A 4,156-nucleotide genomic window follows, 5' to 3' on the forward strand; every position below is an offset into this window, starting at 1 on the left:
GCCGATGTCGACGCTCGCCGTGGCGGGGGGAAAGAATCCCTTCTGGTCGGGGTGTCGACCGTAGTAGTCTTCGACCGCTCGGATGTGCTGCTCATCATTCCGTGGCCGTTCGCGGGCTTTCTTCAGCCAATATTTTTTGTTTTTGTCCGGGGTCTTGGAAACGAGTAGTCCTGCTGTGCTCGTGAGCGCGTTGAACAGTTCCGCCGAGACTCTTACCTTGCCGCGGCTCTGGAATTGGTACAGAAAGTTACCGAGAGGGATTGGTCTTTCGGCACCGATGTCGATGTTCACCGTTTGGTGGGGCAAGATCCCCTTCTGGTCGGGGTATTGACCGTAGTACTTTCCGATCGCTCGGACCAGCTGCCAATCGGTCCAATGGGTATTTACTCCTGTGAGTTTGTTGTATTCCGTCGGCGGGTGGTGCGGGTCTTGTGCGGCCGGGGTTGTAGCCGTCACCGCCACTTGGGGTGTGGTGGTCTGGGTGTTGTGAGTGGGTGGGGGGTTGGTTGTGTGGGGGGTGGGGGTTCGGTGGGTGGGTGCGTCGGTGGAACTGGAGGTTTCTTGTCCTGTTTGGTGGGTGTTTTGTGGATTGTGGTGGGGGTTGAGGGTGTGATGATTTCCGTTGGTTGGACGGAGGGTGTCCTGGTCGGGTGATGGGGTGCGGTCGTAGAAGTTGTCGGTTGCTGTTGTCAGTGATGGTGGGGGGGTGGGAGTCGGGTGGGGTTCGTAGTGGCGGGTTTCTGTGGTGGGGTTTCTTGTGGTGGTTTCCTGGTGGATGAGGTGGAGGGCGTGGGTGGCCTGTTCCGCCAGGTGTGCGGGGATGTGGGGGGTGAATAGCCGGGGTTGTGTGGGTGGATGGTTCTGGGGGTTCGTTGCGTTGATGAGGGAAGTCAGGAAGTGGAGTGCGGAGGGGTCTGGGGGGAGGCCCAGGGCGAAGGCGCCGAGTGTTTCGCTGAGGTGCATGGCCTGGGGTTCACTCAGGATTCCTTGCGGGGGGCCGCCCGGTTGCGGGTTGGGCAGGGGTGTGGTGGCTGCGCGGACGAAGGACTGGAGGACCTGGACGGCCCGGTGCTGGCGGATGGTCGCGATGGAGTTGGATAGTTCGGTGTGGGAGAGGGGTTCGGGGAAGGTTTCGGCCCGCCGGTAGGAGCGTTGTACGATGTGGTGGATTTCTTCGGCTATGAGGCGGAGGTCTTCCGGGGGCATGCGGAGGTCGTTCCCGCCGCGGTTGAGGGCCCGGTATTCGATCAGGTCCTGTGCGAATTCCAGGGTTCCCTCGTTGTCGTCCCGCTCGTGGTGGTCCGTTATCCCGACGGTCTCGTTCTGGCTGACCTCGGTCCCTTGGCTGGTGTGTCCCCGCAGGACCGCGGTGAGGAATTCCTGGGTGGTGAGCCCGGACCATGTGGTCTCACTCATCAGGTGACCGGTGTCGTCGGGCGCGCGGGACCGGGTGAGGGTCCGATAGTCCTGTATCAGCTGTCGCAGGTGGCCCGTGAAGGCCCAGGATATCAAGTCGTGATTGCGGGAGAAGAAATCTTGGACGCGTGGATGCAATGCTCCGAGGCGCACACCGAACGGTGTGCGGGAGCCCACCAATATAATATTCTTCACCAAGAATTCTGATGGGAAGAACCGGGTCTGCAACGGATTGGCCGAGACGTGGCTGAAGAAGAGCCAGGAATATCCCCAGACCTCGTCGATCTCTGGGATGCTCCGCAGGAGATGAAGGTCGTTTTTCTCCAGGAGAGGATCACCAGTTATCTCTCTCACGTACAAGAGAGCTATTTTTTGGCCGAACCTCTCCGCCCCGAAGAAGAACGGCGCGACATTTGCTGATCCGTGGGCGTAGTTCTTGGCGATTCCCAGGGCGGCCGTCAAGCCGCTGGGTACCGTGCCGGTCGTGATATGCGTGTAGGCGGGATGGCGGGAGCCTCCGATCGCGGGAGCGACAGAGAATTCCTGCCCGTGTTCGGTGATTGTCCATCCGTTTTCCGGTGTGAGCGCTTCCCACAATGGCAGCACACGGTTCCGGCTATCGGCCAGGCCCAGTTCGTCGCGGGCACGTTCTGTATGAGCCAGGGATTCCGTGAAGGGAATCAGTATCTCTTCCAGCAGGCCCGCGCTCTTTTTCGAGACGAATTCAACAATGGCAAAAGAATCCCTTTCCGGTGGGGATTGGCCCGGTGGTGCGTCGCGTACCGCATCGTGGATCGTCGCGTGCCACACGCCGTCGCCAGCGCGGAAGAATTCAGCAAAACCGATCACCACATCCAGGTACGCGTTCTGGGCGAGCAGTGTTCCCTTCGGCATTTCCGGGCCCAGGAGAATATGTCTGTCTTCCACCTCCCAGCCCATCGCCGCGTAGTCGAGGGAGCGTGGTGGGTCGGTGAGTGCGGCCACCCTCGATCGTGAGGCCGCGGGGCGGGTGAAGGGGTCATCCGGGGCACTGCCGGCCCCGCGGAGGGCGTCTTGGAGGACCCGGCCCGTGCCGTCGACCACCACGGCACGGGCGTGGTGCGCGTCTCGCTCGGGTTCCTTGGGTGATACCCGCCGATAACCGGACCCGGCCGGGGGCTCGACCCATTGCACCCCGGCGTCCGCTGTGTGGTGCACCGCGAAAGCGTGGCCGGTGCCCGATGACTGACGCCACAGAACAAAGGCGGTCGCGCCCCGGCCGGCGTCCAGCACCGCCTGGGACAGAGCTTCCCAGGACGGGACTCTTTCCCATCCGGGGCCCTTGGCGATCCGTTCCTCGACCCGTCCCGTGCCAAGGACCCAGTCGTCCACGGCGACCGCCGGCCGGATCCCGTTCAAGTGCGAGGTGCCGCCCGGGGGCAGGCCCGGGGCAAGCGGCTGCGAAGGATACAGTCCTCGTTGCAGTCCCTGCAAAAACACGACGCAGTCGATCAGCGCACTCTCCCGCTGGTCCGCCCTGCCGGCGGTGTCAGCGGCTGCCTCCGACACCTCCGTCCGGAGCCGGTCCACCGCCGCGACCAATGCCTGCCGGGGGAAGGGCCGCGGGCCCGTACCTGCCGGGCGTGGTACTTCAGTGGCCTGGCGGGACCGCTGCCCTCCGGCCGATGAGCCCGGCCCGGTCCCGCCGGGGCGGCGCCGGACATCCGCGGCGCGGACCGGGCCCTTGGCCCCGGTGTTTTCCTGTCCCGGGGGCATGAGGGCCTGCTGCCCGCCCGGTTCACGGTGGGTGTCCCGTGGGCCGGTCAGTATGGTGAACACCTCGGCCGCCGGCCCCGTCCGGCCGGCCTGCCCGGTCCCGCCCTCCCGCTCCGCGGGCCCACGGAGCGGCGGCTCACCGCCGGAAACGCCTCGGGCGGCCCGCACTTGTCCCGGCGCCCCGCCCCCGTCCCCGGTCCGTGCAGGGGCGGACCCGGTCATCGGGGAGGTCGCGAACAACTCCCTCTCCCGAGGCGTCCTCTCCCCGCTCTCTTCGGATGACACGGACGAGGCCTCAAAGCGCACGGGGACAGACGCCTGGGGGGCGGTCTGCGACACGGAGCTCTCCGCATCAGTAAGGGCGGTCCTCTCCTCCCCACCGGCCGAGGTCACCGCCGCGACCCCGGAGAACCTGCCGGAACCGACACCGGTGTGGGTGGTGGTGCTCTGGTTGTCGGGTCGGGCGGGTTCTGGCGGTGCCGGGGTGGTGTTGGTAGCCGGGTATGGGTGGGTGTTTGCGGGGTGAGGGGCCGGTCGGGGATGTGCCGGGGCGGGTTGCTGGAGGAGTTGCTGATCGCTTTCCGGGTGTCGCGCTCCGATCTCGCCGCCGGTGGTGAGGGTGGTGGTGAGGGTGTGCGGCATGCCGGAGGCGGGCTCGGAGACGGTGGTAATCCGGGCCGGGGGCGCGGTCGCATCGGTGGGGAGCTGGGCCTGGTCCAGGGTCTGCCGCACGGTCCCGCCATCCCCGGCGCCGGAGTGGCCGGCAGGCAGCGGACCGGCACCTTCCTCAGCGCCGGAGGCGCCAGAGATGTCCGAGGCGGCGGGGGTGTCCGAGACGGGGGTGTCCGAGGTGCTGGGGGTGTCCGAGGCGGTGGGGGTGTCGGGGGTGTTGGGGGTGGTGGGGTGGTTGGTGTCGGGGTCTGGGGGTGTGGTGCGGGCTGTGGTGAGGGCTTCGTCGAAGGCGTTCTCGTGTCGCCGTTCGTGG

1 pseudogene is annotated in these 4,156 nt (G+C 66.1%); it reads right to left on the minus strand.

Going from position 1 to position 4,156, the window contains the following annotated elements:
- Positions 1 to 2,400: pseudogene (locus tag ACGFU7_RS46655) on the minus strand (hypothetical protein); the annotation flags it as partial.
- Positions 2,401 to 4,156: the final 1,756 nt, after the last annotated feature.

The organism is Streptomyces sp. NPDC048473 (assembly GCF_043200155.1).
Classification (GTDB): Bacteria; Actinomycetota; Actinomycetes; order Streptomycetales; family Streptomycetaceae; genus Streptomyces.